The 25,995-nt window shown below is 53.8% G+C and carries 22 protein-coding genes and 1 tRNA gene; 11 read left to right on the forward strand and 12 right to left on the reverse strand.

Annotated elements, in window-relative coordinates; translation table 11 throughout:
* Position 1: 1 nt before the first annotated feature.
* A complete protein-coding gene (locus AMM48_RS12545; protein ID WP_102784319.1) occupies positions 2 to 1,603 on the reverse strand; it encodes an FGGY-family carbohydrate kinase in 1,602 nt (533 codons plus the stop codon).
* 531 nt (positions 1,604 to 2,134) lie between these two features.
* On the opposite strand from AMM48_RS12545, the gene AMM48_RS12550 reads away from it, so the two are divergent.
* The 4 genes from AMM48_RS12550 to AMM48_RS12565 all read left to right on the forward strand — a co-directional run bounded on the left by AMM48_RS12550 (position 2,135) and on the right by AMM48_RS12565 (position 6,416).
* Positions 2,135 to 2,785, forward strand: coding sequence for a DUF2291 family protein (locus AMM48_RS12550; RefSeq protein WP_102784320.1), 651 nt, complete (start codon positions 2,135 to 2,137; stop codon positions 2,783 to 2,785).
* Positions 2,782 to 4,329, forward strand: coding sequence for a sugar ABC transporter ATP-binding protein (locus tag AMM48_RS12555; RefSeq protein ID WP_102784321.1), 1,548 nt, complete (start codon positions 2,782 to 2,784; stop codon positions 4,327 to 4,329). The genes AMM48_RS12550 and AMM48_RS12555 overlap by 4 nt, the downstream gene beginning before the upstream one ends.
* A gap of 11 nt (positions 4,330 to 4,340) precedes the next feature.
* Complete coding sequence (locus AMM48_RS12560) at positions 4,341 to 5,375, forward strand: ABC transporter permease (protein ID WP_102784322.1); 1,035 nt, start codon at positions 4,341 to 4,343, stop codon at positions 5,373 to 5,375.
* 90 nt (positions 5,376 to 5,465) lie between these two features.
* Positions 5,466 to 6,416 (forward strand): D-ribose ABC transporter substrate-binding protein, encoded by a 951-nt coding sequence (locus AMM48_RS12565; protein ID WP_102784323.1) that lies wholly within the window; start codon positions 5,466 to 5,468, stop codon positions 6,414 to 6,416.
* 263 nt (positions 6,417 to 6,679) lie between these two features.
* On the opposite strand, the gene fba is transcribed toward AMM48_RS12565, so the two are convergent.
* The 4 genes from fba to AMM48_RS12585 all read right to left on the reverse strand — a co-directional run bounded on the left by fba (position 6,680) and on the right by AMM48_RS12585 (position 9,990).
* The gene (fba, locus tag AMM48_RS12570; RefSeq protein WP_102784324.1) at positions 6,680 to 7,711 is read right to left on the reverse strand and encodes a class II fructose-bisphosphate aldolase; all 1,032 of its coding nucleotides are present in this window, start codon (positions 7,709 to 7,711) and stop codon (positions 6,680 to 6,682) included.
* 3 nt (positions 7,712 to 7,714) lie between these two features.
* The gene (locus tag AMM48_RS12575; RefSeq protein ID WP_102784325.1) at positions 7,715 to 8,683 is read right to left on the reverse strand and encodes a class 1 fructose-bisphosphatase; all 969 of its coding nucleotides are present in this window, start codon (positions 8,681 to 8,683) and stop codon (positions 7,715 to 7,717) included.
* A gap of 63 nt (positions 8,684 to 8,746) precedes the next feature.
* Positions 8,747 to 9,208 (reverse strand): RpiB/LacA/LacB family sugar-phosphate isomerase, encoded by a 462-nt coding sequence (locus AMM48_RS12580; protein ID WP_022731545.1) that lies wholly within the window; start codon positions 9,206 to 9,208, stop codon positions 8,747 to 8,749.
* The gene (locus AMM48_RS12585; RefSeq protein ID WP_102784326.1) at positions 9,205 to 9,990 is read right to left on the reverse strand and encodes a triose-phosphate isomerase; all 786 of its coding nucleotides are present in this window, start codon (positions 9,988 to 9,990) and stop codon (positions 9,205 to 9,207) included. Before AMM48_RS12585 ends, AMM48_RS12580 begins: the two co-directional genes overlap by 4 nt.
* 135 nt (positions 9,991 to 10,125) lie before the next feature.
* Here AMM48_RS12585 and tkt point away from each other — a divergent pair, with 135 nt between their 5' ends.
* Complete coding sequence (gene tkt, locus AMM48_RS12590) at positions 10,126 to 12,132, forward strand: transketolase (protein WP_102784327.1); 2,007 nt, start codon at positions 10,126 to 10,128, stop codon at positions 12,130 to 12,132.
* Positions 12,133 to 12,241: 109 nt separating this feature from the next.
* Here tkt and AMM48_RS12595 read toward each other — a convergent pair.
* Positions 12,242 to 12,327 (reverse strand) — tRNA-Leu (locus AMM48_RS12595).
* A 237-nt stretch (positions 12,328 to 12,564) separates the two neighbouring features.
* Here AMM48_RS12595 and AMM48_RS12600 point away from each other — a divergent pair.
* The 4 genes from AMM48_RS12600 (at position 12,565) to AMM48_RS12615 (ending at position 17,170) form a co-directional block, all read left to right on the forward strand.
* Complete coding sequence (locus AMM48_RS12600; protein ID WP_102784328.1) at positions 12,565 to 13,152, forward strand: YqaA family protein; 588 nt, start codon at positions 12,565 to 12,567, stop codon at positions 13,150 to 13,152.
* Between the two features lie 48 nt (positions 13,153 to 13,200).
* Positions 13,201 to 13,704, forward strand: a complete 504-nt coding sequence (locus AMM48_RS12605; RefSeq protein ID WP_102784329.1) for a disulfide bond formation protein B — start codon at positions 13,201 to 13,203, stop codon at positions 13,702 to 13,704.
* A gap of 272 nt (positions 13,705 to 13,976) precedes the next feature.
* Positions 13,977 to 14,846 (forward strand): AraC family transcriptional regulator, encoded by an 870-nt coding sequence (locus AMM48_RS12610; RefSeq protein ID WP_102784330.1) that lies wholly within the window; start codon positions 13,977 to 13,979, stop codon positions 14,844 to 14,846.
* A gap of 149 nt (positions 14,847 to 14,995) precedes the next feature.
* Complete coding sequence (locus AMM48_RS12615; RefSeq protein ID WP_102784331.1) at positions 14,996 to 17,170, forward strand: TonB-dependent siderophore receptor; 2,175 nt, start codon at positions 14,996 to 14,998, stop codon at positions 17,168 to 17,170.
* Between the two features lie 87 nt (positions 17,171 to 17,257).
* Here the strand turns inward: AMM48_RS12615 and AMM48_RS12620 are convergent, their stop codons facing one another.
* The gene (locus AMM48_RS12620; protein WP_102784332.1) at positions 17,258 to 17,824 is read right to left on the reverse strand and encodes an HNH endonuclease; all 567 of its coding nucleotides are present in this window, start codon (positions 17,822 to 17,824) and stop codon (positions 17,258 to 17,260) included.
* Positions 17,825 to 18,200: 376 nt separating this feature from the next.
* Positions 18,201 to 18,494 carry a 50S ribosomal protein L28 gene (rpmB, locus tag AMM48_RS12625; protein WP_022731553.1) on the reverse strand — a complete coding sequence of 98 codons (294 nt, stop codon included), beginning with the start codon at positions 18,492 to 18,494 and terminating at the stop codon, positions 18,201 to 18,203.
* Positions 18,495 to 18,951: 457 nt separating this feature from the next.
* Here rpmB and AMM48_RS12630 point away from each other — a divergent pair, with 457 nt between their 5' ends.
* Positions 18,952 to 19,122, forward strand: a complete 171-nt coding sequence (locus AMM48_RS12630; RefSeq protein WP_244271219.1) for a hypothetical protein — start codon at positions 18,952 to 18,954, stop codon at positions 19,120 to 19,122.
* A gap of 94 nt (positions 19,123 to 19,216) precedes the next feature.
* Here the strand turns inward: AMM48_RS12630 and AMM48_RS12635 are convergent, their stop codons facing one another.
* Positions 19,217 to 21,283 (reverse strand): bifunctional diguanylate cyclase/phosphodiesterase, encoded by a 2,067-nt coding sequence (locus AMM48_RS12635; protein ID WP_102784333.1) that lies wholly within the window; start codon positions 21,281 to 21,283, stop codon positions 19,217 to 19,219.
* 222 nt (positions 21,284 to 21,505) lie between these two features.
* Entirely contained in the window at positions 21,506 to 22,105 is a 600-nt protein-coding gene (locus AMM48_RS12640; RefSeq protein ID WP_102784334.1) for a short chain dehydrogenase, read from the reverse strand.
* Between the two features lie 103 nt (positions 22,106 to 22,208).
* On the opposite strand from AMM48_RS12640, the gene AMM48_RS12645 reads away from it, so the two are divergent.
* Positions 22,209 to 23,135 (forward strand): LysR family transcriptional regulator, encoded by a 927-nt coding sequence (locus AMM48_RS12645; RefSeq protein ID WP_102784335.1) that lies wholly within the window; start codon positions 22,209 to 22,211, stop codon positions 23,133 to 23,135.
* A 12-nt stretch (positions 23,136 to 23,147) separates the two neighbouring features.
* Here the strand turns inward: AMM48_RS12645 and gluQRS are convergent, their stop codons facing one another.
* Positions 23,148 to 23,987: a tRNA glutamyl-Q(34) synthetase GluQRS gene (gene gluQRS, locus AMM48_RS12650; RefSeq protein ID WP_102784336.1), complete on the reverse strand. Its 840-nt coding sequence runs from the start codon at positions 23,985 to 23,987 to the stop codon at positions 23,148 to 23,150.
* A gap of 26 nt (positions 23,988 to 24,013) precedes the next feature.
* Positions 24,014 to 25,990 carry a cobaltochelatase subunit CobT gene (cobT, locus tag AMM48_RS12655; protein WP_347876285.1) on the reverse strand — a complete coding sequence of 659 codons (1,977 nt, stop codon included), beginning with the start codon at positions 25,988 to 25,990 and terminating at the stop codon, positions 24,014 to 24,016.
* Between the last annotated feature and the right edge of the window lie 5 nt (positions 25,991 to 25,995).

A 25,995-nucleotide genomic window follows, 5' to 3' on the forward strand; every position in this document is an offset into this window, starting at 1 on the left:
GTCACGATCCTCCTTGCGCGGTTTTTGACGCGTTCATTTTTGGGGCGGTTTGCCGATCACGGTGCACCGCCAACCGGCCCCAGACCGGCTCAAGTGCCTCGCGGGCTTCGACATAAACGGGATAGAGTTCAGCATAAATTGCCTGTAGTTCTGGATCGGGCACCTCGGCTTTGCCCAAAAGAGGGGAAACCCATTCGGCAACACAACTTTCCATGTCGGAATAAGCACCGATGGCAACAGCTGCCATCATTGCGCATCCAGCCGCACCAGCTTCTTTGCGGTCCGAAACCCGCACGGGCGCTCCTACTGCGGCGGAAAGGATGGCGCGCAATGAATTTGATTGCGCAGCTCCACCGGTCAGACGCAGTTCTCTGGGCAATTCATCCATTGCGCCATAACAATCGCGTGCCGCCATACCAAGGCTTTCAACCACGGCCCGGATCAGATCGGGGAAACTGTGTCCAGATGAAAGACCGATAAATCCGGCACGTGCATTGGCGTTGACCATCGGTCCGCGCTCGCCCGCCTCGGACACATAGGGATGATACAGAATTTGTCCGGGCTCGGACCGCGCCAACCAATCATCAATACGGGCAACCAGATCGGCATAATCGTGGAAATGTCCTGTTTCGCTCATCAGGTCGGCCGCCATGCGAAGCGCCCAATCGATATTAAGTGTAGCGGCCATATTTGTTTGAACCTGTGTGACCATATGTGCGGCAGGCAGGCAAATGACATAGCCGGAATTGCCCTCAAGGCGTACATCCGTATCCCTGACTGCGCGCATATGCACACCGGTCGATCCGATCGTCGAACATGCGGCCCCCGGCGTCCCGGTATAGACACCAGCACCAAGTGCGGTCATGACCATATCGACATAGCCAAGACTGACGGGAGTTCCGGCCAAAAGGCCGGTCTTTGCCGCTGCCGCATCACCAAGTGGATGGGTTTGCTGACTGCCATCAAGAATATCGGGCAACAGGTGGCTTCGGCTGCGCAGTTCAAGGGCGTCGATCACAAGATCGGAATAACTACGCGTGCGGAAGTCCCCGAACGTAAAACTGGCTTCTGAAGGATCAGTTGCCCGCACCCCGGTCAGATTAAGGTAAAGCCAATCCTTGCAATGCATGGCGACTTGGGCCCGATCAAGAAGCTCAGGGAAATGGCGATGCATATGCGCCATCTGCGCACCCTGCTGACAGGTATTCAGTGCGGTGCCAGTGACGTGGAACCGTTCTGAATTAACCTCTTTGGCCGCAAGATCGCACGTGGTTTCGGCCGCCCGTGCATCCAGCCACAGCCATGCGTCACTGACCGGGCGATTATCTTTACCGACAAGCCAGGTGCCATCGCCCTGACCTGTGACAGCAAGGGCTGCGGTGCGGCTGGCGAGGTCCTTGATTTTATCACCGAGGCAACGCAACGCGCTGGCGCAGTCTTCCCATGTCCGGTTCATGTCCTGCGTCGCAGCACCGCTTGGGCCGCTCGCATACTGATTGGGAACGGCAGCATCTCCGAGCTGACGTCCGGAAAGACTAAAAGCGACGGCCTTGATGACGGACGTACCCGCATCGATCCCAATAATGATGTCGCGCTCAGCCATGCTGCACCTTTTGTTGGCGCAGATAGCAAGTCACGCAGCGTGTGTGTGCCATGCGACGTCCTCCCTGTTTTTTCTTTATCTGGCCTCCGACTTTTCGGTCACTGCGGCCTTTGCAAGAGAAGAATCTTCCCGAGCTGTTTTTTCAGCATAACCCGACATTGGTCGATGTCGAGTGTAATTTTTTACTTTTTTTGTAATTTTTTTCAGTTATGGTAATAAACACAAACCGGATACCGGGGCCAGCCAATCGCAGAAAATGGCGGTTTCAACCAAAAACGGGATTCGGGATGGGACAGGCGAAACGTGCAAAATCATGCTTCGTTTTGTGCATCGGGAGGAAAATGGCCTGCACCAAGACAGGCCGAGCTGGTTCTGATCAGCGACGCGTTTCGCGCCACATTGCTGGCGGCAAAAAGTTCAGATTCGCGACAATGTTCAGAGTTAAGGCGGGGAAGTTCCCACCGCCCTTTCCAGCCCCTCCCCAAAGAGATTAACAGGGCCCAGCGTGGCTAGACGGGAGGAAAAGAGACAATGAGTGCCACCGATGTATCCACCAGATCCCTCAAACCGCGTCTTGGTCGGCGTGGCATGCTCATCGGAGCAACCGTCCTTGGTGTCCTGACTGCCATCGCCCTTGATACCACGGTTGTCACAATCGGATCCGAGCAGGACATGCGTGTTGCCGGATTTTCTGCCGATACGTATGGCGCGGCACAATTCCCGCGCATCCGCGATGACGTGATCAGCCGCGCTGTTGGCGCAAAAACACTGGCAAATGCGCTGGCAAAGGATAAAAAGGCCGCAGCCGAACAATACGGCACCGGTGGCGCAATGCCGGTGCTGCCAGTGGAACTGACCGGTACGGTTGGCGAAGGCAAAGGCGGCATTTACGACGTCACCGTTGATGGACTTGAAGATATCCGCATCCGGGTTCAAACGGGTCCTGCAATCAATGGTACGGATCTTCGTGACGCGCCGGGCGATATCGCATTTGGCGAATTCAAAAACCAGATTGAGTATCAGGATGCCGGTGCTGGCATCAATCGGGCCATGAAGTCCGAAATTCTTCAAGACCTGGACAGAGAGTCGCTTCCCGGAAAGACAATTTCCATTACCGGCGTTTTCAAACTGATCAATCCGAAAATGTGGCTGATCACCCCGGTCGAGGTGCAGGTCCAATGACAGCCCTTCAGACCATCACACCAGAAACATTCACCGCCGACGAAGTTGTGATGTCGGCTCGCGATGTCGCCAAATTTTACGGCCCGATTCAGGCATTGAAGGGCGTGAATTTCGAAATCCACCGCGGACAGGTCACGACCCTTTTTGGCGAGAACGGTGCCGGCAAGTCAACATTGATGAAAATCCTGTCGGGCATTATTGCACCGACATCCGGAGAGATCCTGCTTGATGATGAACCCGTGCGTTTTCACGGCGCCAATCATGCTCTGGCGCATGGCATCTCGATCATTCATCAGGAACTTGCATTGGCCGGAAACCTGAATGTCCGTGACAACATTTTCATGGGGCGCGAAATCCGCACAGCAACCGGTGTCAATTTCGCCGAGGAAGAACGCATAACACGCTCCCTCATGGAAGAGCTGGAAGAAGATATTGATCCGCTCACCCCGGTCGAGGAATTGCGCTTAGGGCAACAGCAAATCGTCGAGATCGCCCGCGCCCTACAGGCCAAGAGCCGCATCCTGATCATGGATGAACCAACCTCCGCCCTGTCCGCGTCCGAGGTCGAAGTCCTTTTCAAGGTCATTAACGACCTGACCGCCAAAGGGGTCAGCATCGTTTATATCTCCCATCACCTTGAAGAGGCATTGGAGATCACAGACCACGCTGTTGTCCTGCGTGATGGCGAAATGACGGCATGGGCCCCTCGTGCGGAAATCGACATCGAATGGATCGTGCGCAACATGGTCGGTGAAAACTTCAACCTTGGCGCCCCCCCCAACAGCAAAATGGGCGCACCGGCCCTTACGATCGAAAACCTGTGCGTACCCGATGCGTCGGGCAACGGGCTGGTGGTTGATCACATTAACCTTAGCGTCCGGTCCGGAGAGATTGTTTGCATCTATGGGTTGATGGGAGCAGGACGGACAGAAATGATGGAATGTGCAGCAGGACGCCTGAAGGCGCAAAGCGGCACCGTAAAACTGCATACGCAGGATGTTTCCAACCTTTCCATTTCCGAGCGCATCAATGCCGGTCTGGTTCTTGTACCCGAAGATCGTCAACGCGACGGTCTCGTCCAGACAATGACGGTTGGACAAAACCTTTCACTTTCATCAATTGCGGCCTTTACCCGTGGCCTGTTCACTAGCCGCAAGGCCGAAAGCAAGGTGATCGAAGACTCAATTCGCGAAGTCACGGTCAAAACCGAAAGCGGTGCCACCATGATTGGCGCGCTTTCGGGTGGGAACCAGCAAAAGGTCGTGATCGGAAAAATGCTCGCCACCCAGCCGGAAGTCATCCTGCTGGATGAACCTTCACGCGGGATCGACATCGGCGCAAAGGCCGAGGTTTTCAAACTGCTGGCAAGCACCGCTGAAAAACGCGGGCTCGCGGTTCTTTATTCGACTTCGGAAGTCGGAGAGTGCCTGAGCATCGCGCACCGGATCATCGTCATGAACAGAGGCCGGATTGCGGCCGAATTCGACCATACAGTAACCAAAGAACAGATCATGGCCGCCTCTGGCGAAGCCGTGCACCACTAGGGAGGCCAGACATGGCACAAACCACGACTTCCACGCCTGCGGCAGGTGGCATAGACCTCAATATCGGCAAGATCCTGCTGGAAGGTCGTGCATTCTTTGCGTTGGTGGCGATTGTTATCACCTTCTCGTTCCTGTCACCTGTCTATTTCAGTGTCAGCAACTTCCTGACCATGTCATCTCATGTGGCGATCTTTGGCCTTCTGGCCATCGGCATGTTGCTCGTGATCCTGAATGGCGGCATTGATCTTTCGGTTGGTTCGACACTTGGTCTGTCCGGAGTGGTTGCAGGCTACCTTATGCAAGGTGTCGAAATTCCAACCTCTGGCGTCATCCTGTACCCGCCGGTTTGGGCAGTCGTGATTCTGACCATCGCACTTGGCGCTTTTGTCGGGGCGATCAACGGGGTGCTCATCGCCTTTTTCAAGGTTCCGGCCTTCGTCGCAACGCTTGGGATGCTCTATGTCGCACGCGGTGTTGCGCTGTTGATGACCAACGGTCTCACATACAACAATCTGGGCGGCACCGAAGCATTGGGCAATACCGGCTTTGACTGGCTTGGTTTCAACCGTATCGCGGGCGTTCCCATCGGCGTGATCGTTCTGGCAGTGGTTGCCCTGATCATTGGTCTTGTCCTGATGCGGACAGCGTTTGGTCGTTGGCTCTATGCGTCGGGCGGGAACGAACGGGCGGCCGAACTGTCGGGCGTACCTACCCGTGGCGTAAAAGTTTCGGTCTATGTGCTTTCGGGTGTTTGTGCCGCCATTGCCGGACTTGTGCTTTCCTCACAACTGACATCCGCAGGTCCGACCGCCGGCACCACTTACGAACTCACGGCCATCGCAGCAGTAGTAATCGGCGGGGCGGCACTTACCGGGGGGCGTGGCAACGTACGCGGTACGATGCTCGGCGCCTTTGTAATCGGCTTTCTGAGCGACGGCCTCGTCATTATCGGCGTCTCTGCTTACTGGCAAACCGTCTTTACCGGTGCGGTGATCGTGCTCGCCGTGCTGCTTAACAGCCTTCAATACGGCCGTTCAGGCCGATAACGAATTCGGGTGCGAGACAGGGTGGTCTTGCGCCCGAATAACCGCCGGACACGTCCGGTAATATCAAAACCCAACGGGAGGACACCCAAAATGAACGTTATAAAGCGTACACTTTTCGCAACGATTGCTGCCCTGCCTTTGATGTCGACTGCGGCGATGGCAGACGGCCTGATTTCGATCATCGTGAATGATCCTTCAAATCCCTATTGGTTTACTGAAGGGGAAGTTGCCAAAGCCACGGCAGAAGAGCTTGGCTATGATGCCAATGTCGGTGCACACAAGGGCGATACCAACACCGAAAGCAACCTTGTTGACACCGCGATCACCAATCAGGCCAAGGCGATCATTCTCGATCCGGCCAATGCCGACGGTTCGATCGGTGCCGTGAAAAAAGCGGTTGCCGCTGGCATCCCCGTATTCATCGTGAATGCTGAAATCAATCAGACAGGCCTTGCCAAAGCACAGTTGGTATCAAACAACGCGCAAGGTGCTGCCCTTGGTGCCATGGCCTGGGTCGATGCGATGGGCGATAGTGGTTCCTATGTTGAACTGTTTGGCGCACCGTCGGACAACAATGCCCAGACGCGCTCGAACGGGTTTGAAACGGTGCTGACCCAATACCCCGATCTTGAGAAAAAAGCACAGGAAGTGGCAAACTGGGATCGTACCCAGGGCTATTCGAAAATGCAGTCGATGCTTCAGGCCAACCCGGATATCTCGGGCGTGATCTCGGGCAATGACGAAATGGCTCTTGGTGCGATTGCCGCCCTGAAAGAAGCCGGTAAACTTGAAGGCAAAGTCATCGGCGGCTTTGATGGTTCACCTGATGCTGTTGAAGCCGTCAAGGCAGGTGAATTGACCTACACCGTCCTGCAACCGGTTGCGATCTTTGCAGAAGAAGCCGTTCGTCAGGCCGATCACTTCATCACCACCGGGGAATTGAAGGTTGTCGAAGAAAAGCAGCTCTTTGATTGCATTCTGGTCGATGCCAGCATTCTTGATGTTTATTCCTTCTCTGGACCGTTCCAGCTTGATCGGTAATCAAACCAGCTGATTTAGGTCCAAGCATAGACAATGAGGAGGGATGCATCACATGCTCCCTTCCTATCTGAAGAAAACCCCGTTCAAATTGAGCGGGGTTTTCTTTTTGTAGTGATCGTTACAAATTACCAAATACCGGAGAAATGCGGTCGCTATCTTTTGGTGAACATCCTGCGCAAAATAAAAGCCCCCACACCTGACGGGGACTTTTAATGAGGAACCAGCGAAGGAAGCTCTTTACCGCTTCTTGTATATGTCACCCGTCAGCTTACGGCCATTGCCTCAAGCGACAACGGTTTAATACGGTCGGCGTGACCGGCGGTCCCAAAGGCTTCGAACCGGGATTTGCACAGCTCGGTCATCAGGGCGGTGCCTTCCTTAAGGTACTTCCGTGGATCAAACTCCCCCGGATTTTCCGAAAGAACACGTCGCACGCCCGCCGTCATGGCCATGCGGTTGTCTGTATCAATATTCACCTTACGTACCCCGGAACGAATACCGCGCTGGATCTCGTCGACCGGCACACCCCAAGTGGGTCGCATGTCGCCCCCAAAATTGTTAATCACCTGACGCAAGTCGTCAGGCACCGATGAAGAGCCATGCATGACCAGATGCGTGTTTGGTAAGCGGCGGTTGATTTCTTCAATGACAGTCATTGCCAAGATATCGCCATCGGGCTGACGGCTGAACTTATAGGCACCGTGACTTGTCCCCATCGCGACGGCCAAGGCATCAACACCCGTCTCGCGCACGAACCGTTCGGCTTCTTCGGGGTCGGTCAACAATTGCTCGCCTGACAGCTTCTCGGTGGCACCATGACCGTCTTCCTGATCCCCCATACCGGTCTCAAGCGATCCGAGAACTCCCAACTCGCCCTCAACCGAAACACCGCAGGCATGCGCCATTTCCACAACGCGTGCGGTGATGTCACGATTGTATGCGTAATCGGCCGGGGTTTTGCCATCGCTTTCAAGCGAACCATCCATCATCACGGATGTAAAACCGTGCTGGATCGCAGTAGCGCAAGTCGCGAGATTATTCCCGTGATCAAGATGCATGCAAACCGGAATTTCCGGAAAGGTTTCGACAAGCCCGTCAATCAACCTTGCCAGCAGTTTATCGCCCGCATAGGCACGCGCCCCGCGTGAGGCCGCAAGGATCACCGGCGCATTTGCTTCGCGCGCCGCTGTCATGATTGCTAGCCCCATTTCCATGTTCGAGATGTTAAATGCCGGTACGGCATAACCGTGTTCTGCGGCATGGTCGAGCAATTGGCGAAGCGTAATGCGTGCCATAAGTCAATTCTCCTCCGAGAGATATCTTGCGATGATGTCGACCTCTTCGCGTGCGCCAAACACAAGCGGTACATTTTGATGCGGTGTTGCGGGCATCAGGTCGAGAATACGGTTGGTCCCATCGGTGGCGCGACCACCGGCTGCCTCAATCAGGCATGCAATCGGAACCGCTTCATAGGCGAGCCGCAATCGTCCCTCACGGTAACCGTCACGCCGATCTGCCGGATACATAAACGCCCCGCCCTTTAACAGGATACGGTGCAATTCCCCGACAGCTGCGGCCAGCCATCTCATATTAAAATTGCGTCCACGCGGACCATCCGCACCGGCGCGCAAATCGGACGCCCACGCCTGCAGGCCCGGCGACCAATGTCGTTCGTTCGAGGCGTTATAGGCAATTGTTCCCGCCTCGCTCTTTAGCTGAATATCACCTGCAGTCATTTTGAAATCACGCCCATCATATGTGGCGATATGAACGCCCTGCCCGGTGGTAAACCCAAAATCCAAAGAATGGCCAAACGATGCATATCCGGCAGCAACCGCTTCGGAACCCTTACGGCAAAAGTTCGCAGGTCCCGTTGGGTAAATGACAAACAACATGCCAAGCGGCGCACCAATACCAATTGATCCAGAGCCATCTATCGGATCAATTGCAATATCGTAATTGCCATTGGCATCAAGGACTTCAACTGCTTGGGCTTCTTCGGACAAAAGGTGACGAACACCACACCCCCTCAAAGCAGCAATAATGTGATCATGTGCACCGACATCCAGCGCCTTTTGCGCATCGCCACTTTCATTGTGGCCACATGGTGCAGCAGGATCACCGGGCAATTTCCCGGCGGCAAGGCGCGCGGCAATAGCCGGCAAAGCATTGGCGATTGCATCCAACAAACTGCCCAATTCGCCCGTCGGTAGACAGGCTTTTAGCATTGCGGCATCGGCGGCACGGTCATTTGGCAAAATCAGCATGTTCAACATCCGTCGTCAAAGGTGGGTCAGACACCATTGGTGCCGAACCTGCGATCCGTTGACTTACGCTGTATGGTATTTTGCATCAACAGCGTCGATGGCCTGAACGTTGGTTGCCGACTTTCCTTGTGGATCAAACACCGCTGACAGAAACGCATCGGCGATATCCTTGGCAAGTTCCACACCGACAACACGTGCACCCATTGTAATGATATGGGCATTGTTCGATGTTGCGGCCTTGCCCGCAGAATAGGTGTCATGCGCCTGCGCTGCGCGAATGCCTGGAACCTTGTTTGCAGCAAGGCAAACCCCGATACCAGTACCACAGCAAAGAATGGCACGATCATAGACCCCCGCCTTTACCGCCGAAGCCACCCGGTCCGAGAGATTGGCATAGTAATCGTCCGGCCCGGCTTCGGTCCGCGAGGCTTCGGTCACATCGTAATCCGGGTTGTTGCTTAGATACTCAGCCAATGCCTTGGCCAGTCCCTCGCCAGCACTGTCGCCAGCCACTGCGATTTTCATATCGTTTCCTCCATATTGACCTGCGCGTTCAGCGCAGTGTCACAACGCTTAAGAATGTCCAGATACCCGTCCACGTCCCACGCTGAGCGCCCGATAAACAGGCCATCAACATGCGGACACGTGATCAGCTCGGCACAATTCCCGGGATTGACTGATCCGCCATAAAGACACGGCACGCGGCGGCCCAGCACGTCTTCGGCAACTTTGATAATTTCTGCCTGACGTGCATCGGCATAATCCGATGTCGCAGGAATACCGTTCTCACCGATGGCCCATACCGGCTCGTAAGCAAGCCAGATTTCAGCCGCTTTCTGGCAATCCGTCAGCTTGGAAAGCGCACCGCGCACTTGTTTGGCGAGAACCTCGGAAGCCCGGCCCTTTTCGCGATCTTCAAGCGTCTCACCGATACAAATCAGCGGAATCAGACCGTGCTGAACCGCAGCTTCCGTTTTCAGCCCCACCGTCTCATCCGTTTCGTTGAAATGCGCGCGACGCTCGGAATGCCCCAATTCAACAAGATCGAGGCCACATTCAACCAGCATTGGCGCGGAAATCTCACCGGTCCAGGCACCCTGAACGGCCCAATGCATGTTCTGTGCCCCCACCAGCACGGATGTCTTCGCCAACATGTCCTTGACTTGCCGGGTCGCGGTGAAAGGCGGAATAACAAATGTCTGAATAGAAGGTGAAAGATCGGCTGACGCCAGCCCCTTTGCCCAGCTCAGCGCTTCGGGCAACGTCTTGTTCATTTTCCAGCTGGTGCCGATCCAAACCTTGGGCATGGCAAATATTTCCTCCGTCTTGGTTCGGAAGAAATAACATTTATCTCACATTATTCAACATTATTTTTGTTATTTTGTTATTTTTAATTGTTCACAAGAGGCGCTGCTGCTAGCTTTCAGACAGAGGAGGACCTTATGAACAATCAATCACAAATCGCGGCCGCAGCCGCCAAAGACCCTGAAAACTTCGCACTGGCCAACTGTCTGCGCGCCCTTGCCATTGATGCTGTGAACACGGCCAATTCCGGGCATCCGGGCGCCCCGATGGGCATGGCGGATGCGGCGACAATGCTCTTTCGCAAACACCTGAAATTTGATGCGTCAGCACCCGACTGGCCGGATCGTGACCGGTTCATCCTGTCGAATGGCCATGCATCAATACTGCTTTATGGGCTGCTGCATCTGACGGGCTATGCCGACATGACTCTTGATCAGATACGCAATTTCCGTCAGTGGGGCTCCATCACAGCCGGTCATCCCGAATGGGGTCATGCAAAAGGGGTTGAAACCACGACCGGCCCCCTCGGACAGGGTCTTGCAACCGCCGTTGGCATGGCGCTGGCTGAACGTGCACTCGCCGCAGAATTCCCAGATCTTGTCGATCACCGTACCTGGGTGATGCTCGGCGACGGGTGCCTTCAGGAAGGCATCGGTCAGGAAGCAATTTCACTCGCGGGGCATCTTGGCCTTGGCAAGCTCAATCTGCTTTATGATGACAATGACATCACCATCGACGGCCCAACATCAATCTCATTTTCAGAAGATATCCCGGCTCGCTTAAAAGCATGCGGCTGGCACGTCATCACGTGTGACGGACATGATGCAAAAGCCTTGGACGCAGCAATGACAGCAGCCAAAGCCGAAACCAAGCGCCCATCCCTCATTGCCATGAAAACGACAATCGGTTTTGGCTCTCCCAACCGTGCAGGCACCGCCAAGGCACATGGTGCCCCGCTTGGCGAAGAAGAAGGCGCACTTGCCAAGGCAAACTTGGGATGGGATTCCACGCCCTTTGAAATCCCGACCCAGCTTGCCGCCAACTGGCATGCCATCGGCACACGCGGCACCGATGCCCGGATAGCCTGGGAAGCCAAATTGGCCGCGTCGGAGCATTCAGAAAGCTTTACCGCCCGCGTCGCAGGACATCTTCCAGAAACATACGAACGTGCAGTGGCAATGGCACGTGCCAGCCTTTTTGAAAAACCACAGACGGTTGCAACCCGGAAAGCCTCACAAATCGCCCTTGAACACCTTACTGAAGCCATCCCCGCAATGATCGGTGGCAGTGCGGACCTCACCGGCTCAAACCTGACCCGCGTCCCGGCTGTTGACGGCCAATTCACGGCCGAAAATCCCGGAAGGTATATTGGTTATGGGGTGCGTGAATTTGGCATGGCCGCCGCGATGAACGGACTGGCATTGCATGGCGGGCTCAAGCCATATGGTGGTACCTTTCTGGTGTTTTCTGATTATGCCCGCAACGCCATCCGCCTTGCCTCCTTGATGGGACTTGGCGTGACATATGTCATGACACACGATTCCATCGGTCTTGGAGAGGACGGACCGACACACCAACCTGTTGAACATCTCGCATCTTTGCGCGCCATTCCCAACCTCAACGTTTTCCGTCCGGCGGATGCGATCGAAACACTCGAAGCCTGGGACATTGCGGTAAGGTCAGAGGGCACGCCATCTCTGCTGGCACTCTCCCGTCAGGACGTACCGCAACTGCGCCAAGCCGGATCTGAAAACCTCACCCGGTGCGGTGCCTATATTATCCGCGAGTTTGGCAAGGAACGTGACATAACACTTCTCGCCACCGGTACGGAGGTCTCACTGGCGGTTGAGGCCGCAGAGATTCTTCAAGCAGAAGGATACGCATCGGCGGTCGTCTCAATGCCGTGCTGGGAACTTTTCGACGCACAGCCCGAAACCTATCGCGAAGAAGTACTGGGCTCAGCACCACGCATCGCGGTTGAAGCTGCCTCAGCCTTTGGTTGGACACGCTATGTCGATCGCGAAGCAGATGTCATTGGCATGCCCGGTTTCGGTGCATCGGCCCCGGCTGAACGCCTTTACGCCGAGTTCGGCATCACCACCGAGGCAATCGTCGCAAGAGCGAAAACAGTAATCGCAAAATAACGACCTGCGGGTCCGGGACACTAACTCGGCCCCACATTAAACCCCGTATAGGCGGAATGAGATTTTTTTGGCGCGATTATCAAATCGCTGAAAGCAAGGAAAAGTGTGATGGTGCCCCCGGGGAGAATCGAACTCCCACTCACTAAGTGAAACAGATTTTGAGTCTGCCGCGTCTACCAATTCCGCCACAGGGGCAGGCTATATGGGTGCGTGCTGCACCCCCCATCGACGGGCGGGATAATAGCTGTAATTTTCGTGGGGTCAATGGGGGTTTATGCAAAAATGCAAGGATCCGGTCCACAATGAACTGCAGCGTTGCGATTAAGGGCAAAATACGCTTTGATCGGCGCGTCTTTTGCGGGTACGAACCCGGCACATATCGAATTTCGATCAACTCATAAAACAACGCTTAGATTAGAGGGCGCACCCGCCGTGCTTCGCAGCCTGTATGACTGGACCATGAACCTTGCCGCCCACCGCCATGCGGGATTGGCATTGTTTTTTATTGCTGCGATTGAAAGTTCGGTCTTTCCAATCCCACCCGATATTCTGCTGATCCCGATGATTATTGCCGCCCCGACCAAGGCATGGCGCTATGCGCTGATCTGTCTTGTGGGGTCGGTTCTTGGCGGGATGGTTGGTTATGGCATCGGGTATTTCCTGTTTGAAACCGTGGGCCAGCCCGTTCTTCAGCTTTATGGTTATGCCGCAAAGTTTGATCAATTCCGCGATTATTATAACGAATGGGGTGCCTGGGCCGTATTTATCGCCGGTGTGACGCCGTTCCCCTATAAAGTCATCACGATCCTGTCGGGGGTTACGGCCCTTGATCCTGTTGTCTTTACCGTTGCCTCGATCTTTGCGCGTGGATTGCGGTTCTTTGTCATTGCCGCCCTGATTTGGAAGTTCGGTCCGGCCATTCGCGATTTTATCGAACGGCGATTGGGCCTCCTTTTCACCATATTTGTTGTGGTTCTTATTGGTGGCTTTGCCGCGATCAAACTTGTGCCGCATGGTTAAGGCCCTCCCCACCCAAAACAGCATCCACGCAATACGGACCTCTTGATAATGAAACAGTACCGCACCCGCACTATTTCAGCCTTTCCACCGATCGCACTTTTTCTGGTATCGGTTGGCAGCCTTGGCTTTGCCTTTTATGCGCAATATGTCCAGAAGCTTCTGCCGTGCGTTTTATGCCTGTATCAACGCGTACCATTTTATGGTGTCGCGGGACTTTCGGTTATTGCGTTATTGCTGCTGCACTTTCCGGCTGCCGCGCGGTTTGTTGTTTATCTGTGTGGCATTACGTTTGCAGTCGGCACCGCAATTGCGTTTTATCACGTCGGCGTACAAGAACTTTGGTGGCAGGGTCCGGCCATGTGCGGCGGCGTTGAAAGCGGGGCGAGTTCAGTTGCCGACCTTAAGGCGCAACTCATGGCGCAGCCGATTATCCGCTGTGACAAGATCGACTGGAAACTGTTTGGTATCACCATGCCTACGGTCAATTTGTTCTTTTCTGCGGCATTGACGGTCTTTTGCCTGATCGCACCGTCACGCTGGATGAAGAAATAAGCCACCCAAAATCACACCTTTGATGTGATAGCGGTTTACGCACAGTCGAAACCCGCCCGACACCTCAGGCGGGTGCTTTCACAACACGACACACCTAAAAAGGGAACAACCCCTCGCAAAATGAACAAATACTCGATTGATAATGCGAATTGTTATTGTTTGCAGGATATTCCCGGTTATATTCGGTCAGCGATTCTTGGCGATTTCGCACGAGATTTTTTTACACCACACGGACCTGAGCTAAATTGCACGACAGCACGTTCCATCCACACATGACCAGTCAGATCGAAGGTATTTCCCTTCGTGATGATCTGCGTTTCCGTCGCTGGAATGCCGCCATCACCGATCTATGGCATGTCGAATGCGAACAGGAAGCTGGCGGGACATACATTTCGCAAGCCCCGCGTCTGGTTGCCTTTCTTGACTGTGTTGGCGACGCCCGCGTTCAGGTCAAGGCTGCGGGTGATGATCTTTGTCAGGATCAGCATGGGCAGGGATGCCTGTCTTACATTCCAGCGGGCATGGAAGTTTCTTCTGAAATTCTCGGCAAATGCCGGCTGCGTCATCTTGATATCCATCTTGATGTCGACGCGATTGAAACCAGTCTTGGCACAACGGTTGATCGTACCGCACTGGAAACCCCGCGCATCGGGTTTTGCGACCCGCGCATCAATGCATTGGTCCGCTTGATTGCCGATGATCTTGAAAACGGCATGTCCGGGCCGCAGATTTACGGCGACGGGCTTGTAACCGCCCTGACCGCTGCCTTGCTTGAACCGCGCAAGGCCGAGACCTTACCGCGCAAACGCGGCAAACTTGCGCCGCATCACTTGCGCAAATCGGTTGCCTATATTGAACAAAATTGCGGTCGCACCATCCGTCTGGATGAACTTGCCCAGCTGACCGGACTTTCCCAGTCCTATTTTTGCTCGGCATTTCGCGCCTCAACCGGCATGCCCCCGCAACAATGGCAGATGAAGGCACGGGTCGAACGCGCCATGGACCTTCTAAGCCAGAGCAGCGCGTCGCTTGCCAATGTTGCCGCCAGCGTCGGCTTTGCTGACCAAGCCCACCTCACCCGTGTTTTCCGCCGGATCGTCGGAACCACCCCCGGTGCATGGCGCAAAGAAACCACCGCCTGAAATTAAACCAAAATTCGTTCAATACACCTAAATCCAGTTCAATATTCACACCCCTCTGACGTGATATCGAAAAGCCATCATGGAAGATGGCCCGCAGGTTCCCGCCAAGCTGGTCGTCGTAAAAGACAACCGACACAGGGAATTACCAAATGCGTTTTACACGACAGAAACTGTCGACGACCCTTTTGCTTGGTACAGCAGTCGCACTGGTGTTTGCTGCCCCCGATTTTGCGCGGGCGCAATCAAGTGATGAAGCTTCACAACAGGACGTCACCCTTGATGCTCTGGTCATTGAAACTGAAAGCTACAGCGCCAAAGCGCCCGTAGAAGGTTACGTTGCCAAACAGTCAAGCACCGGCTCAAAAACCGACACACCCATAGAAGAAATTCCGCAGTCAGTATCCGTAATTGGCCGTGAGGAAATGGAGAACCGCGGTGTGGATAAGGTTGACGAGGCGCTACGCTACACAGCGGGCGTTTTCAGCCAGCCATATGGCTCTGATACAGACACCAACTGGATCTACATTCGCGGTTTCGATGCAACACAAACAGGAACCTACCTAGACGGGTTGCAAAATTACGCTTATGGCTTTGGCGCATTCATGATCGAGGATTACAACCTTGAGCGTATTGAGGTTTTGCGTGGTGCAGCTTCTGTCCTCTATGGGGGAACAAACCCCGGTGGGATGGTTAATTATGTCAGCAAGCGCCCGACCGATGAGCCTTTACATAAGCTTGAACTATCGGTAACCGACACCGGAAAGTTAGGCACTGGTGTCGATATCAGCGAACGGCTCAGCAACGACGCCGCCTATCGGGTAACAGGTCAGTTTACCAATGGCGAAGAACAAGTTGACGAGAATGAGGGATTTCAGGGCTCAATCGCGCCAACTTTCCTCTGGACCCCAAATGACAATACCAGCCTAACCCTGCTCAGCAGTTTCACCTTTGTCGATGGCCAGCATAATGGTGGCCTTGGCTTCCTGCCCTACAATGGCACTGTGGTGGATGCGCCCTACGGCAAAATTGACCCTGACACCAACTTTACAGAACCAAACCTCGATAAAGATATGCGTCGTCAGGCCATGGTGGGCTACGAACTTGAACACGACATCAATGATGATCTCACCTTCCGCCAGAACGCACGTGTAGGCCACATCGACATTCACGAAATCTATTACTATCCCAGCGGATACGCCGTTGGCGGCTCTGCCCCAAGCGGTAGCAACTACGATCTTGATCGCTGGGGCTTTGAACACCGAACCGAAATGACCACGATCGGTCTGGACAACCAACTCGAACAGAAGTTTTCCACCGCCAATCTGGATCATACCCTATTGGGTGGCATCGATATGAAACGGTTCGACATGAGCCGAAAAGAATCATCTGGCGCCGGTACCGATATTGATCCGCTCAATCCGGTTCATGGCACCTCACAGATTGCACGTAGCGCCTATCTGGATCAGGACATTGTCATGAACCAAATAGGGTTTTATGCACAAGACCAGATAAGATTTGGCGATGGATGGATTACAACACTGAACGGGCGCTATGACTACATTTCTACCGATGCTGACGACCCCATTTCGACGTACAACAACTACAGTGAGTCCGAGGGAGAGTGGAGCGGTCGGGCTGGTATTGCTTATACCTTCAACTCGGGCCTGACCCCATATGTCAGCGCAGCAACCTTCTTCAACCCTGTTCTGGGATCAAGTGCCAATGGTGTGTATCGCCCCGAAACTGGCGAACAATATGAGGCTGGACTGAAGTATGTTCCGCAGAACTTTGATGGCCTGTTCACCGTTGCGGCATTCGATCTAACACGACAAAACGTAATCACAGGTACGTTCCAGAATGAACGCCAACTGGGCGAAGTACATTCACAGGGGATTGAGCTTGAGGCCAAAGCCAATCTGACCAAAGAACTCCGCCTGACTGCAAGTGCAACTGCGTACGACCTCGAAATCACCGAAGAAGAAGATCGGAGCCTTATCGGCAAACAGCCGGTGACTGTTCCAACAGAAATGGCAAGCCTGAGCCTCGACTATACCTTTAGCGAAGGTACCCTTGAGGGACTTCGCCTGATTGGTGGCGCTCGTTATCAAGGAGCATCCTATGCTGACGAGAGCAACGAGAACGAAGTACCCTCAGCCACGGTGTTTGATGCCGGGATTGGTTATGGTCTTAAGGATCAATGGGACCTCAGCTTGAACGTCTCCAACCTTCTCGACAAAGAATATGTCGCAGGCTGTAGTTCGATAACCGCTTGTGGATATGCTGAAGGACGTAGTGCTCTTCTGAAATTGACTGTGAACTGGTAATCGCAGCATAGATCACAGCTACGACCATTTAAAAAGCCGACGGAGCGTATTCCGTCGGCTTTTTTGTTTCACGCGACACCACACAGCTTAGAAATCGTATTCCAGTTCGGTATCCCAGTATAAAAAATCCCGCCAACTTTCATGAAGATAGTTTGGCGGGAAACGGCGTCCTGTATGCTGGAGTTCGTGCATCGTGGGCTGTCCCGGCGTCCTGCGCAGTCGCAGGCCTGCCTCACGCACCGATCGACTGCCTTTAAACAGGTTACATGTCGAACAGGCCGTGACGATGTTTTCCCAGTTGGTACGTCCCCCACGTGACCGCGGAATGACATGATCAAATGTCAGCTCATTGGTCGGCAGACGATCATTACAGTACTGACAGGAAAACTGATCACGTAAGAACACGTTAAATCGTGTGAAGGCCGGACTGCTTTTAAGCGGAACGTATTCCTTGAGCGAGATAACGCTGGGAAGCTTCATTGTGAAGGATGGCGAATGAACTTCGCGATCATATTCCGACAGAACATTAACGCGATCAAGAAAGACCGCCTTGAGCGTATCCTGCCAGGACCATAGAGACAGCGGGAAGTAACTCAACGGCCGGAAATCGGCGTTAAGAACAAGTGCAGGACACACATTGGGCGATAAATGCATACCATTCGCTCCACCGTGTTTACCGAGTCGCTTCCTTTATTTAGCAGGTTCGGGAATCTTGGAAGATGAAGATATCGTGACGTTCCACAACCTGGCGCGACGCGGCCACATAAACCACTGATAGAGCAAAGTATAAACCAATTTTACAAAAGCGCAAAGACCGTGTTCCGCCGAGTCGCGTTTACGTGTTCGCACACCGGCTCAAGCCAAGAAAAGCCGGGCGACAGCGCGAATATCGCAGCCACAAAAAAAGCCGCCCATCCATGATGGTGCGGCAATTCATGCAGCTTAAAACCAAGCCAGATATATTCAGAAAAAACGAAGGGCCCGCCAGAAGCGAGCCCTCGTAAAATCTATGTGTAAAGCAGAAGCCTGATTAGGCAGCTTTTGCTTCAACAGCTTTGGCAACCTGACGTTTGATTTTCACCAAATCAGCCGGAAGCTTTGCATTTGCAGTGCTGAGCAAAAACGCATCCAGACCACCACGTTTTTCGATGGTGCGGACAGCATTGGTGGTCAGACGCATACGCACCGAACGACCGAGCGACTCGCTAAGCAGCGAAGTCGGCTGCAGGTTCGGGAGGAAACGACGTTTGGTACGATTGTGGGCGTGGCTCACATTCATGCCGACCAAAACGCCTTTGCCGGATACCGGGCAGCGACGTGCCATGACCTGATCTCCTGGTCTATAAATTCGCAAAAGGACGCTTGGCCTGAACACGCAGGCCCGCGCTTGGAGCCGGGTTATTACCGCCTCTGACCAATGCCGTCAAGCCTTCATCAACGCAATTACGCGACAAAAACGCCGATCTGGTGTGTTTTGCCACCAATTTTGGGTATGGGCCGTATTTTCCCCAACTCAACCGCAAGGAATCAGCCTCTTTTCAAACCAGCGCGACAACATCACAGCCATGTTTTTAGGGGAAATCGACCAAATTCAACGCCCGCATATACCGATTCTCCCGCCAGAGAGCATATATATAAAGTCAGACATCGCAGGTCGCCCGGGGACCCGACTGGAAATTGACACGGATCAAAGTAACGACGTGCATGTGCTGATAGCTTTATCCTCACAGAATTGAAGATTATCTTTCAAAGCAAGGTGCGAAATGAAAACAGATAGCAATGTGTCCCTTCCCCTCTTGGGAATTCTGCTGGTCGCGGTTATCGGGCTGGTCTTGTATCTGGTTGGCTTTGTTCTGGCCCATTTCGGCATACCGATCGCATCGGCCTGGATTTATGTCGCACTGGCACTCGTGCCCGTTGTCTTCGTCGTCCTGTTTGACTTCAGCCGCTAGTCCCGCGCACCTGGTTGCACGACAAGAAACAAACGGCCTGCCATGATTTATGGCAGGCCGTTTTGCGTTCTACAGACGTCTTAGGGTCAGGACCCTAGACTGATGACTTTTTAGCTTGCCAGTGCGGATCTAAACAAGGGCCCTTGGCCGGGCGAGCAAAGAAGTATCCCTGATAGGCATCGACCCCCATGCCTGCCAGTTCTGCGCGCTGCTGATCGGTTTCGACACCCTCGGCAATGACGTTAAGACCAAAGCGATGCGCGATCAAAATCGCACCTTCAATCACAACACGGGCATTTTCATCCATTTTAAGGACAAACGACTTATCGATCTTAACCGCATCCACCCGGATTTGATGCAACCGTGACAAGGATGAATACCCCGTTCCAAAATCGTCAATGTGAACTTCAATGCCCATGTCATGAAGAACCGACAAAACATCGGCAATCAGCATGATTTGGCGTTGGTCGAAAATGGATTCCGTGACCTCAAGAATCAGACGGTTTGCCGAGAGTCCTGTTTCACGCAGGATACCTTCGACCATCCGGGCAAAGTTTGGCACAACGATCTGGCGTATGGAGACATTGACCGCAACCTTGGTTGTCGGTGAAATGTCCTGCCAGCTGTTGAGCGTCGCACAGGCTTCACGCAACACCCACTCACCGATCCCGACGATCTGAGCCGATTCTTCGGCGATTGGAATGAATTCATCCGGCGTGATGGCTCCAAGCTCGGCACTGTTCCAACGAAGCAGAACCTCATACGAGGTGATGGCGCCGTCCTTCGCCCTGACTACGGGTTGATATGCAAGATAGAACTCATTTCCCTGCACAGCCCGACGGAGCGCCTGATTGATGTTCAAGCGCCGTTCCTGTTCGACCAGAAGCGTGCTGTCATAGTTATGTACGTTGCCGCGGCCTTCGCGTTTGACCTCCGCAGCCGCCAGATCAGCCCAGTGGATCAGTTCGGAAATGCCCGGATTATGGCCGGTGGCAAAGGCGACACCGGTGCTAAAACCAACATGCAGGGTATGACCGGAAATGTTGATCGGTTGATTGACCGAGTCACGGGTCTTTTTGATGGTTGCCATAACCAGCGAGTGAAGATCATCAATCGGGGCCGCCAGCACCATCAGGAATTCATCCCCACCCCAACGGCCAACAGCATGTTGTGGCCCACCAAACTGACGCAACCGCGCACCAACGACGCGAAGCACTTCATCGCCGATTGCGTGGCTTAGCCCGTCATTGATTTGTTTGAAATGATCAAGGTCAATAAACAGAACGGCAAAATCAAGATCCCCTCCCCGGCCACAGACCTCATCAAACCATTCGACAATTCCGTCACGATTCAAAAGCCCCGTTAACGTATCGTGGACCACCAGATTGCGGAGTTCCTCCGTACGCTGTGCCACACGGGCTTCAAGCTTGGCATTCCAGTCTTCGGTAATGCGGTTCTTGTGCCGTAAATCTTCGACCAGCCCCTCGTTGCGGTGATGGAGGATCAGGGACCGAAACAGAACGACATGGTTGTTACGATGGGTAAACAGCATGACGAACAGGAATATGATCGCCAGAATGGCCAAAATGTAATTGAGCCCCGACATCGCGAGCAAAAGAATGGCTGGAGGGAGCAACAAAATGACCAGATATATGCGTCCGACAATGAAAATCGGCGCAAGTATGCCGGTGGCACCCCCCGCAAGACCGGAAAAAATAATCAGAGTCAAAAACTGACTTTCGCTACGTACATTGGGGATTTGCAGCCCCCCAATCACCGCCCACAGCACAACAGCAACCAGCACACCGGCGACATATTCTTGATACCAGTGTTTATAATCCCGATCATCAAGTTCAGGCGTTTGCTGACGTACCTTATAGTACCGGAAACCCGACCATAAACGCACAACACACACGGCCAGAACGGCGGCGAACCAAAGCAAGGTGTTAAGGACAACTTCGCCCTGCACCCAGAACATCACCAAGAGCCCTGCCCCTGCGGCAAGGTTGACCAGAATGTTCGCCCAGCTATTGCGATATGCAAGATCAAGCTGATCCCGGCGCACCTTGCCGATCAGATCTTTATCTGCTTCGTGACCGACATCCGGATCGACAAAGCGCTTTGCGAACCTTTTGACCAAACTGGTGGCTTTTTGATCCATCAGTACTTTTCGCCTCTACTTCATCGTACGTATCTATGATCCTATACATAGGTACTAAATCAAGCCAGAGCGAATATACAAACAACGCACCCGTAAAAAGAGCGGAAATAAGGACTTCCCAGCAAAAGTCACAAGGTTTTGATTTCATTCACGAAGAATCCCCGAACAGCCCCGTAGTAGCGCGACTGTTCGGGTGTAACTAGGGTCTGAACCCAATCAAAATCAGAAGATTTCAAACACCTGACCCGTCTGAAGACCTTCGACCGACTTGGCATACCCCAGTGCCGCGCTCGCCGCAGGCACCGGATCATGCCCGCGGAAATAGGCTGCGTAGCCTTCCATAGCCTCAAGGATCACACCCGGGCTTACCGCGTTGATACGCTGGCCCGGCTTCATTTCAGTTGCCGCAGCTTTAACAAAGGACTCGATTGCACCATTAACCATTGATGCCGAACTGCCATAGCGGATCGGGTCCCGGGACAAAATACCGGTGGTCAGCGTGAAAGACGCATTGTCGGCAACGTAATCCCGGCCAATCAGCACAAGGTTGACCTGCCCGAACAGTTTGTCATCAATCCCGATACGGTATTTTTCCTCGTCCATGTCGGCAAAATCCCCAAAATGGACCTTGCCGGTTGTTGACACCACCGCATCAACCGCACCGACTTTTTCAAACATCGCACGAATCGATGCCGGGTCTTTGAGGTCAACTGTCACATCGCCGCTGTTGCGCGATGCACGAATAATGTCATGACGTGCGGACAGTTCGGCATCAACGCCTTTGCCGATGATCCCCGATGCCCCAATCAATAGTACCTTCATTCTCATTCTCCATATGTGGAATTTCCAATGAATGAAGGATTTCACAAAACAGTTCCGCCGATAATCTGGCAATTTTCAAACATGTTGTTTAATATATTAAACAATGAAAGATTATCTTAGCGAAATGCGCAGCTTTGCCGCGGTGATTGATCAGGGCAGCTTTACCGATGCCGCCCGTGCAACCGGCGTGTCCAAAGGGCTGATCAGTCAGCATGTCAAACGGCTTGAGGGTGTGCTGGGTGCACAATTGCTGTTTCGCTCCACCCGCAAACTCGAACTGACCGAAATCGGTGGGACTTTTCTGGCCTATTGTCAGAACATCACCCAAAGTGCTGATGCCGCGTTTGAAGCCGTCGAAGCACTGCGCGGTGAACCGGTTGGCAGCGTGCGCATCACGGTGCCGGTATCGTTTGGCGAGATGTTCTTACAAGACATTATTGTCGCGTTTCAAAAGATCCATCCGCGCATCCAGATCGAAATGGAACTGGAAAACATGTTCCGCGACTTGCAGTCATCGCATATTGATATCGCCATTCGCGCCGGACTGACCAACGATCCCGATCAGGTTGCCATCCCGCTGGGCCAACTATCCGAACTGGTGTGCGCCAGTCCGGCATATTGGCAACACCACACCAAACCGCAAACACCGGATGATCTTTCCGATCATAATTGTCTGGTCAACTTTCAATATTATAAGGACCGGAAATGGGTGTTCTTTTCACAAAGCGGTCCGCAGTCGATCACCGCACAGGGTAACTTACGGTTAAACCACTACCCGCTTATCCGAAATGCCACCGTGCAGGGGCTGGGTGTTGCCCGACTTCCGCGCTACGTCGCGATGCCTGAAATCCACGCCGGCCGGCTTGAAACCGCCCTGGAGGGGTATCGTTCACCCTTGCGACCGATCTACCTTGTGTATGCTTATCAGGGCAACCTTCCGGTCAAGAACAGGCTGATGATTGATTTCATTCGAAACTGGTTTACCGACCGCCCTGACCTTCTGGAAACCAATGGACCAAACAGCGTCTAAAAGCCGTTTTGCTTAAACCTGATCGGTCATCGCGATAACATCTGACGGCTCAAGCCCTTCTTCACGCATGGATCGCAAGGTTTTGGATTTATCCCGTTTGGCAAATCGCTTGCCGTCCGGCCCGGTCAGAAGTCCATGATGGTGATATTCCGGCACGTCATAGCCCAAAACTTCTTGTAGCAACCGATGCAGGTGGCTGGCAAAGAACAGGTCCTCACCACGGGTAACAAGGCTAATACCCTGCAAATGGTCATCATGGGTCACCGACAAATGATAGCTGGTCGGAGTCTCTTTGCGGGCAAGGACAACATCGCCGAAAATTTCCGGTGTAGCAATCTGACGCCCCGCCGCACGGTCAAACCAGAACAGTTCCCGACCGACCCGGCCAACTGCGGCCGTCATATCCAAACGCAGGGCATAACTTTCACCTGCGGCGATACGGTCACGACGTTCGTTGGCAGAACAGGCACGGCAGGTCCCCGGATAGAGCGCTCCATCCGGTCCATGCGGTGCATTGCCAATCTGGGCGACTTCCGCCTGAATGTCTTTACGCGTGCAGAAACACGGATAGAGCAGCCCCATATCCGTCAGGCGATCAAGAACGTTTTGATAATCCGAAAAATGATCTGATTGCACACGAACGGGTTTTTCCCATTCAAGCCCCAGCCACGCGAGGTCCTGATAAATCGCATCAAGATATTCCGCACGGCAACGGGTTTGATCGATGTCCTCAATCCGCAACAGGAACCGGCCATGAGGGCCCGACTGCCTGAATGAAAACAGTGCTGATGCCGCATGACCAAGGTGCAAATAGCCAGTTGGGCTTGGCGCAAATCGGGTAATTGCTGTCATAGCGTCAGCACCGTCCCCCAAGAAATTTACCAGCGGTCGCGATCACCTGCGGCACGGTCACGCGCCTGCCCGGTATCAGCCGGAACGTGGCGGATTGGACGTTTGGGCTGGCGCGCACCTTTTTCATCGAACAGATCTGAGAGTTCGCGCAGCATCGCGCCACCCAGTTCCTCGGGATCGTTGATGGTCACGGCACGCTGGTAATAACGTGTGACATCATGGCCAATCCCGATCGCCATCAGTTCAACCGGTGACTTGGTTTCGATCCAGTCAATCACTTCACGTAAATGTCGTTCAAGGTAATTTCCCGAATTGACCGAAAGCGTTGAATCATCGACCGGCGCACCGTCGGAAATCACCATCATGATCCGGCGTTGTTCAGACCGGCCCAACAGGCGTTCATGCGCCCACAGAAGCGCCTCGCCATCGATGTTTTCCTTAAGCAACCCTTCGCGCAGCATTAAACCAAGGTTTTTACGCGCACGACGCCACGGCGTATCGGCCGCCTTATAGATGATATGACGCAGATCATTGAGACGCCCCGGCTTTGGCGGCTTGTCCTGCTCGACCCAGCGTTCACGCGACTGCCCGCCTTTCCACTGACGGGTGGTGAAGCCCAGAATTTCGACCTTCACCCCGCAGCGTTCAAGTGTTCGGGCAAGAATATCGGCAGACAGGGCCGCAATCGTAATCGGACGACCGCGCATCGAGCCGGAATTATCAATCAGAAGAGTAACAACCGTATCGCGGAAATCAGTATCCTGTTCCTGTTTGAACGACAGGGACGTGGATGGAGTCGAGACAATCCGGGCCAGTTTGGCAGCATCGAGAATGCCTTCTTCAAGGTCGAAGTCCCAGCCACGGTTTTGCTGCGCCATCAGGCGGCGCTGCAACCGGTTGGCCAGACGCGACACCACGTTCTGCAAATTCGCCAGTTGCTTATCAAGCATGGCCCGTAGACGGGAAAGCTCAAGCCCTTCGCACAGTTCATCAGCCGTGACGATTTCATCGAACTCACGCGTGAACGGTTCATATCCACGTTCAAGCGGCTCATTGCGACCATCAAACTCGGGTTGTTCACCCGGTCCGGCAGGCTGTTCTTCCTGCGACATGGCTTCAAGCTGCTGATCGTCGATATCGCCTTCACCGGCTTCGGCGTCTTCGGTGCCAGCGTCCTGCTGATCATCACTGCCATCGGGTTCAGAATCGTCGTTCTGCCCCTGCTGGCCGCCCTGACTTTCCAGATCCTCCTGATCAGGATCGTTTTCGCCACCTTGTTCCTCGTCATCCTCGCTATCCTGATCAGGCGGGGAATCATCGCCAAGGTCATCTTCAAGCGACAAATGATCGAGCAAACGGCGCATGCTGCGCGCAAAGGCATCCTGATCATCAAGAACATCGCGCAGATCGCCAAGGTCGGTTCCGGCCTTGTCTTCAATATGCGACCGCCACAGATCAATCAGTGGCTGTGCTGATTCAGGGGCTTTTTCGCCAGTAAAGATTTCGCGGGCCAGCATGCCGATAGCATCGACAAACGGCGCATCTTCGCGTGCGGTCAGCCGGTGATAGCCTTTGGCGTGGCAATCCTGTTCGAAATGTTCGTGCAAGTTTTTACGCACACCGGGAAAATACCGCGATCCCACCGCTTCGCAGCGCGCGGTTTCAAGTGCGTCATACACAGCCTGTGCTTCGGCGGTTTCGGGCATACGCCGGGCATGCAAAGCGGCGTCATGATGGCGCATTTTAAGCGCCCAACCATCTGCAACACCGCGTAAATCAGCTACCTCACCCTTTGGCAAGGCTTGTTTGGGCATTGGCAGGCGGACGTGTTCACCATATCCGCCGGGCCGACCACCTTTGACAAAGCCTACTTCCAGATCATTACGCCCGGCAAGCGCGCGAAACGTCGCCGCCGTGCCGCGCAAAAACCCGGAAAGAGCCTCATCATTTTTCATTGTCTCACCCGCCTTGGGAACCAACTCGCCGATCTGCTTTAATGCCATGGGAT

Source organism: Thalassospira sp. GB04J01, assembly GCF_000751115.1.
Lineage (GTDB): Bacteria > Pseudomonadota > Alphaproteobacteria > Rhodospirillales > Thalassospiraceae > Thalassospira > Thalassospira lucentensis.

What these genes read in the sequence shown, in the direction of transcription:
- AMM48_RS12605 (WP_102784329.1), top strand. Translation starts at nt 13,201, where the DNA reads ATGAAACAGTACCGCACCCGCACTATTTCAGCCTTTCCACCGATCGCA.
- AMM48_RS12565 (WP_102784323.1), top strand. Translation starts at nt 5,466, where the DNA reads ATGAACGTTATAAAGCGTACACTTTTCGCAACGATTGCTGCCCTGCCT.
- AMM48_RS12550 (WP_102784320.1), top strand. Translation starts at nt 2,135, where the DNA reads ATGAGTGCCACCGATGTATCCACCAGATCCCTCAAACCGCGTCTTGGT.
- cobT (WP_347876285.1), bottom strand. Translation starts at nt 25,990, where the DNA reads ATGGCATTAAAGCAGATCGGCGAGTTGGTTCCCAAGGCGGGTGAGACA.
- AMM48_RS12645 (WP_102784335.1), top strand. Translation starts at nt 22,209, where the DNA reads ATGAAAGATTATCTTAGCGAAATGCGCAGCTTTGCCGCGGTGATTGAT.
- fba (WP_102784324.1), bottom strand. Translation starts at nt 7,711, where the DNA reads ATGGCACGCATTACGCTTCGCCAATTGCTCGACCATGCCGCAGAACAC.
- tkt (WP_102784327.1), top strand. Translation starts at nt 10,126, where the DNA reads ATGAACAATCAATCACAAATCGCGGCCGCAGCCGCCAAAGACCCTGAA.
- AMM48_RS12580 (WP_022731545.1), bottom strand. Translation starts at nt 9,208, where the DNA reads ATGAAAATCGCAGTGGCTGGCGACAGTGCTGGCGAGGGACTGGCCAAG.
- AMM48_RS12585 (WP_102784326.1), bottom strand. Translation starts at nt 9,990, where the DNA reads ATGCCCAAGGTTTGGATCGGCACCAGCTGGAAAATGAACAAGACGTTG.
- gluQRS (WP_102784336.1), bottom strand. Translation starts at nt 23,987, where the DNA reads ATGACAGCAATTACCCGATTTGCGCCAAGCCCAACTGGCTATTTGCAC.
- AMM48_RS12620 (WP_102784332.1), bottom strand. Translation starts at nt 17,824, where the DNA reads ATGCATTTATCGCCCAATGTGTGTCCTGCACTTGTTCTTAACGCCGAT.
- AMM48_RS12635 (WP_102784333.1), bottom strand. Translation starts at nt 21,283, where the DNA reads ATGGATCAAAAAGCCACCAGTTTGGTCAAAAGGTTCGCAAAGCGCTTT.
- rpmB (WP_022731553.1), bottom strand. Translation starts at nt 18,494, where the DNA reads ATGGCACGTCGCTGCCCGGTATCCGGCAAAGGCGTTTTGGTCGGCATG.
- AMM48_RS12560 (WP_102784322.1), top strand. Translation starts at nt 4,341, where the DNA reads ATGGCACAAACCACGACTTCCACGCCTGCGGCAGGTGGCATAGACCTC.
- AMM48_RS12615 (WP_102784331.1), top strand. Translation starts at nt 14,996, where the DNA reads ATGCGTTTTACACGACAGAAACTGTCGACGACCCTTTTGCTTGGTACA.
- AMM48_RS12575 (WP_102784325.1), bottom strand. Translation starts at nt 8,683, where the DNA reads ATGCTGATTTTGCCAAATGACCGTGCCGCCGATGCCGCAATGCTAAAA.
- AMM48_RS12545 (WP_102784319.1), bottom strand. Translation starts at nt 1,603, where the DNA reads ATGGCTGAGCGCGACATCATTATTGGGATCGATGCGGGTACGTCCGTC.
- AMM48_RS12640 (WP_102784334.1), bottom strand. Translation starts at nt 22,105, where the DNA reads ATGAAGGTACTATTGATTGGGGCATCGGGGATCATCGGCAAAGGCGTT.
- AMM48_RS12555 (WP_102784321.1), top strand. Translation starts at nt 2,782, where the DNA reads ATGACAGCCCTTCAGACCATCACACCAGAAACATTCACCGCCGACGAA.
- AMM48_RS12610 (WP_102784330.1), top strand. Translation starts at nt 13,977, where the DNA reads ATGACCAGTCAGATCGAAGGTATTTCCCTTCGTGATGATCTGCGTTTC.